General features: G+C 63.9%; 5 protein-coding genes. 4 read left to right on the forward strand and 1 reads right to left on the reverse strand.

Annotation, left to right across the window (positions count from 1 at the left end; all coding sequences use genetic code 11):
* Positions 1-140 precede the first annotated feature (140 nt).
* The 4 genes from Q0654_RS14325 to Q0654_RS14340 all read left to right on the forward strand — a co-directional run bounded on the left by Q0654_RS14325 (position 141) and on the right by Q0654_RS14340 (position 3,819).
* Positions 141-728, forward strand: a complete 588-nt coding sequence (locus Q0654_RS14325; protein WP_298854951.1) for a HAMP domain-containing sensor histidine kinase — start codon at positions 141-143, stop codon at positions 726-728.
* A gap of 277 nt (positions 729-1,005) precedes the next feature.
* Entirely contained in the window at positions 1,006-2,667 is a 1,662-nt protein-coding gene (locus Q0654_RS14330) for a phosphoethanolamine--lipid A transferase (protein ID WP_298854953.1), read from the forward strand.
* Between the two features lie 11 nt (positions 2,668-2,678).
* A complete protein-coding gene (locus tag Q0654_RS14335; RefSeq protein WP_243721734.1) occupies positions 2,679-3,422 on the forward strand; it encodes a phosphatase PAP2 family protein in 744 nt (247 codons plus the stop codon).
* On the forward strand, positions 3,409-3,819 hold the full coding sequence (locus tag Q0654_RS14340) for a diacylglycerol kinase (protein ID WP_079367239.1): 411 nt from the start codon (positions 3,409-3,411) through the stop codon (positions 3,817-3,819). The genes Q0654_RS14335 and Q0654_RS14340 overlap by 14 nt, the downstream gene beginning before the upstream one ends.
* A 296-nt stretch (positions 3,820-4,115) precedes the next feature.
* Here the strand turns inward: Q0654_RS14340 and Q0654_RS14345 are convergent, their stop codons facing one another.
* Positions 4,116-5,873 (reverse strand): LssY C-terminal domain-containing protein, encoded by a 1,758-nt coding sequence (locus Q0654_RS14345; RefSeq protein WP_298854956.1) that lies wholly within the window; start codon positions 5,871-5,873, stop codon positions 4,116-4,118.
* Between the last annotated feature and the right edge of the window lie 92 nt (positions 5,874-5,965).

Raw genomic sequence — 5,965 nt, forward strand, 5'->3', positions numbered from 1 at the left:
AGTGCTAGCTTTGCGTACCGTCACTTATTGCACTGAAAACGAGGAGACCCCTTCAAAGATCAAAGAACGAGATTGACCGGGCACGGGCTCTGCAAGATCTCGAGGCTGGCGTAACCAGATCACAGCGACTAGTAGAGCAGTTGCTGCATGTTGCTCGTACAGAGCCGGACGGCGAGACCTCACGCGTCGAGCCGGTCGATCTTGCTGAACTCGTCCGCAGTGTTGTGGACAACTTCAGCAACAAGGCCTTGCACAGAGGTATAGACCTCGGTGCGACCACGCCAGGCAACGTTGCAACGAGCATCGTGGTGGCCGCCGATCCCGAGCAGATGACCGTGCTACTGAACAATCTGGTGGAGAACGCTCTGCGGTACACGCCGGCGGGTGGCGTTGTGGATGTTGAGGCGAGCTGCTGCAACGGCTCGCCTGAGCTGCGTGTGGTCGACAACGGTCTCGGCATTTCGGAGGGCGAGCAGGCCCGCGTGTTCGACCGCTTCTATCGAGGTGCGGATGCCACTGCGCTGGCGCACGACGGCGGTGGCAGTGGCCTCGGACTGGCCATCGTAAGGGCGATTGCCGAACGCCACAACGCGCACGTCAGTCTGCAGACGCCCGACGGTGGCAAAGGTCTGATGGTGGTTGTGCGCTTTTCTGAAGGCACGCGGCAGCCAGACCCGCCTGTTCTGGTCGGGCATCGAATCGCAACGACGCCGTCCATCGCGACGTGATCTGACCTCGACGGTTGTTATCAGTGCAAACGTCGCGCTGGCAATGACTTGACCATGTAGGTTGAGTTCAGGCCTTCATCTCGCTGGCGGAGAAACTGAACTTGCCCTTGTGCCAATTTTGAAGCTCGCATTGAGCCAACCTGTGCCGAGGCACAGCACTGACAGTGCTCATGGGAGGTTGTTAAGTCACGGTTAAGCTGCCATCGTGACCATACGGTCGCATGCAGTTCTCAGATAGCTTTTTGCGACGGTTTGGCGTGTCTGGTGTTTGCGCCATATGAAGTTGGCGCTCGAATCAAATGGCATCGACTCGGCATGGTTGCGAGTTCGCCCCAAAGTCACGACCGAAGTGCTCGCGCTGGCGGCCAGTCTGTTTTTCGCCTTCGCTTGCAACACCGCATTCATCCGCACGGCAATGGCCGACCGTTCGTGGTTGGACACCGGAACCTGGCTGTTCGGCGGTGCGATGCTGTTGTTGCTGACCGCCTTGCATCTCTTCCTGCTGTTACTGGTGTTGCACCAACGCTTCGCCCGGCCGTTGCTGGCGGTGCTGATTGTCGCGACCGCGTTCGCCACCTACTACATGCAGCGCTTCGGCGTCTTTCTGAACCCGAGCATCCTGCGTGCCGTGTTCCGCACCGATGTGGCGGAGGCGGGTGAGCTGTTCAGTTGGGGTATGGTTCCGCACCTGCTGCTGTATGCTCTGGTACCGCTGGCATTGCTCTGGCGGGTGCAGATCACACAACGCACCCTGGCGCGTGCGGTCGTTGTGCGTGCTGCAACAATCGTCGGCGCGTTTGTCTTGCTGATCGGTTCGGTGCTGCTGGTGTTTCAAGATTTCTCGGCGTTGATGCGCAATCAGAAAGACCTGCGCTACCTGATCACGCCGGCGAACGTTCTGTATTCGAGTGGACGCGTTCTGGCCTCCGACACGCACCAGGCCAGCAAGCCGCGGGCGATGGTCGGTACCGATGCGCGACTCGGATCCTCATGGGCTGCGCGCACCCGGCCGGCGTTGGTCGTGATTGCAGTGGGCGAAACGGCGCGCGCAGCGAACTGGGGCCTCAGTGGCTACTCGCGCCAGACGACGCCGGAGTTGGCCCAACTCGGTGTGCTGAACTTTCGCGACGTGACCGCCTGCGGCACCGATACCGAAACGTCGCTACCGTGCATGTTCTCGGCCATTGGCCGCCGCGACTACGACGAAGACCGCATCCGTGGCAGCGAGTCGCTCCTGCACGTGCTCAAGCGCGCGGGCTTCGGCGTGCTTTGGCGAGATAACCAGTCGGGCTGCAAAGGCACCTGCGACGGCCTGCCGCTGCAGCAGATCGATGCGAGCCAACTACCCGAGCTGTGCGCTGACGGGCGCTGCATGGATGAGGCCTTGCTGCGCGGCCTGGACACCGTGGCGCGCGATGCACAGGGCAATCTGGTGATTGTGCTGCACATGCTGGGCAACCATGGGCCGACGTACTTCAAGCGCTACCCCGATGCATTTCGTCGATTCGCACCCACCTGCGACACTGGAGAGTTGCGAAAGTGCAGCCGCGAGGAGATCGTCAATGCCTACGACAACGCCTTGCTTTACACCGACCATATCCTGGCTCGCACCATCGCCTTTCTGAAGGACCGCGAGGCGAGCTTCGATACCGCGATGCTGTACGTGTCGGACCACGGCGAGTCACTGGGAGAAAACGGCCTTTACCTGCACGGGATGCCGTATTCGATAGCGCCCAAGGAGCAGACTCAGGTTCCGATGGTGTGGTGGCTGTCTCCGGGCTTCATGCGCAGCTTCGGCCTCGACGTTGATTGCCTGGCAGCACAGACTGCCAAACCATGGGGACATGACCAGTTGTTCCATTCTGTTCTTGGGCTGCTGCAGGTGGACACCAGCGTCTATGAGCGCGAGCTCGACATCTCCGCCGTGTGTCGACGCTGATGGTGGCGCCCGTGTCACTGCCGGCAGTCTCGCACCAGGCGCAGGGCTCGGCACTGCGCAATGCGGCGACGATCTGCGCCGGCCTCGTATTGTTGGTGGCTTGGGAGATCGGCGGACTCGACCTACCCCTTGCTCGGCTGTACGGCAGCGCGCAGGGCTTCGTTTGGCGTGACCATTGGTTGACAGGTGGTGTCCTTCACAGCGGTGCGCGTGCGTTGGCTTGGGCCTGGTTCGGAGTACTAGTGATAGGCCTGTGGTGGCCATTGGCGTTTGTGCGCGGTCTGTCGCGCCGCGAGCGGGTGTGGTGGTTGGCAACGACGCTGTTGTGCGTGTCCTTGATTCCGCTGCTCAAGCGAACGAGTGCGACAAGTTGCCCGTGGTCGCTGGCCGAGTTCGGCACCGGGCTCGCTCAGTACGTTCCGCATTGGGTGCTGGGTGTCCGAGACGGTGGTCCGGGCGGATGCTTCCCATCAGGCCATGCTTCCTCGGCATTCGCGTTCCTCCCGGGATGGTTCGCGTTGCGCGACCGCTCACCCGTGGCCGCCAAACGGTGGTTGATCGTCACCGTGACCGTGGGGCTGGGGCTCGGCTGGGTACAGATGATGCGCGGTGCGCACTATCTCAGTCACTCGCTTTGGACCGCTTGGGTTTGCTGGACCGTCGCGGTGCTGTCGTTTCACCTCACCCGCTTGTGGCGCACTGCAGCAAGTCCCTCATATCTTGACTTCAGGAAAGCGAACGATGAACTCGATTGACCACCGAGCGGACAACATACTGGCAACACCGGCTGCGAAGTTGAAGAGCTCAGGTGGCCTGGGCCGCCTCTGGCGTGCCTTCGGCTACTCCGCGCGAGGCTTCGCGGCAGCTTGGCGGGTCGAAGCTGCTTTTCGGCAGGAGGTCGTGCTCGGGATTCCGCTGATCCTGATTGCGCTTGCGTGGGCACCGGACCGTTGGCAGGGTCTGTTGCTCATCGCCAGTGTGCTTCAAGTTTGGCTGATCGAACTCATCAACTCCGCCATCGAAGCATTGGCCGACGCCGTGTCCGGAGAAATCCATCCCCTACTCGGCCGCGCAAAGGACATCGGAAGCGCTGCGGTTGCGATTAGCCTAAGTTTGGCAACCGTGGTGTGGGTGACCGTTTTCTGGCCCTGAACCGCGAGTCCGTCAGAGCGCGAGCGGCGCTGGTCTCTTGTTACGACGATGTAAGTTAGGGCAGCTTCGGCCAATGTGTTCCGAGACGGACGAATAGGGAGTCGAAACACCCACCCACAACATTTCAGGACCGAAAACGTGCCGCTACAGACCTGAAGCGCGCCTGAGGCACCTCAACCCGCCACTGTGTGGGTCCGTGTGTCGCACTTCCCAGGCTCGAAAGTTGCGTTCTATGCGCCAGACATGGCGAATACCCGCCCAGGCAGGGCGCGCGGTATTTGCAAACAGTTGCTGCTTCATGGCGCCTCTTTTGTATGGCTGCAAAGCCGCTCGGCGGTGGCCGGCGTGCCCACGTTGACCACTTGAAGCTCTCCGCGCGTGAAGAATGGCTGGCCCATCAGATAGCGCCCAGTGCCGGGAGCAACCCAGGCGATGCGGCAGACCGTCACCGCCCCGGCGCTGGCCTGGAGGGTTGCAACGACGCGATCGGTGGCGGCGTCCACATCGGGCGGTGAGTGGTGCAACAGGCGCCACCGGGTAGCGGTCTGATCGCGCGCCACCCCAACAAAAACCGACGCCGATCCCAGGCGCCAGGGGGTTTCCCACAGCCGCAGGGTCTGCGTCGGCTGCCCCGGTGTGGCAGAGCGTTGGCGCATAAAGGCCAGTTCGTTCATCTGCCGGTCCCAGAACACCGGCCCCAGCGGGGCATCAACGTAGTGGGCACCTTCGCGCAGCAGCCGCAAGAGCTTGGGCAGCGTGGGTGGGTCTGCCGCCTGCCAGCCCGCCTGCTGCAGGCGCGCGCGCAGCGCCGCAGCATCCGCCGCCACCAGCGCCAGACCCAGCGGCTGCTCTGGCGCCCCCAGGGCCGTGGTGGTCCAGCGCGCCGGGGCGGCCTGCAGCGCCTGCGCCAAAGGTTGGTGGATGGCGGTGGGCGTCATGGGTTCGGGCGCTCGACGCGGCGGGCTGTGGACCGGCAGCAAAACCAGAATGCCAGCGCCCGCCAGCAGCGCCAGGCCCCCGGTGGCCCAGCGGCGCCCGACCGACAGAGGCGCCTGCCAGGTCAACAGACCGCGGGCACTGAGCCACTCATTGACGCTCACCCCCACGATCAGCCACATCGTGCCCACCAGGAACCCGGCCCACACATCGCTGAGGTAGTGCACACCCAGCAGGATGCGGCTGAGCCCGATCAGCAGCACCAGCAGCGCGGTCGCAAAGAACAGCCGCACCCGCGCGGTCCAGGTGCGGCTCAGGCGCACCAGCACATAGCCCACAAACGCGTAGAACGCCACCGCCACCGTGGCGTGGCCGCTGGGGAAGGCGTAAGAGGTTTCAGTCAGCACCGCCTCCAGGGGCCGGGGTCGCTGGAAGGTCAGTTTGGCCAGATGCCCGAACAGCGACGCACCCAGCACCGACACCAACAGCCCCGTGATCGCATAGCCCAGGCCCGACCGCCACAGCAGCAGCGCGGTCAAGGCCAGCAGGGCCGCGATCACCGAAGGTGCTCCCAGGTGGGTGAAGGCGGCCACCGGTGCCACCCAGCTGTGCGGGCGCAGCGCGGCCACCAGTTGCGCTGCGGCATGGTCGGTCGAGATGACCGCATCGGAGGTGACGACATCTTCGACGAGGCCGACAAACAGCGCCAGCACGTACACCAGGCTCAACGCCGCCAGGGTCAGGGGCAGGCCCTGGGCATGCGTGCGGTCCACGCGCAGCGCCAGAAAACGTGCCGTGGCCGGGTGCCGATGCTGCCAGCGCCGCACCCACGGGTTGGCCGCCAGCGCGCGCCGCAGCGAACGGCCCAGCGACACCAGCACCCGCCACAGCTTCATGCCCTGGCGCAGCACAAGCCGCTGCAGCCACCACAGCAGCACCCCGAAGACCAGCAGCAGCGCCAAGGCCAGGGCGGCGCGCGACATCCAGGCCTGCGCCAGCCGGATCGAATGCCCGAACAGATAGCCGCCGCCCACCCACTGCAGCCCCCAGCCCACCGCGCCCAGCACATTCCAGAACACAAACGTGCGCTGGCGCATGCCCACCATGCCGGCCACCACCGGCGCCAGTTCCTTGACCGACGGAATGAAGCGCCCGAGGAGGGGTCTCCTCGTTTTCAGTGCAATAAGTGACGGTACGCAAAGCTAGCACT

It is taken from the genome of uncultured Aquimonas sp. (assembly GCF_937888285.1).
GTDB lineage: Bacteria > Pseudomonadota > Gammaproteobacteria > Xanthomonadales > Xanthomonadaceae > Aquimonas.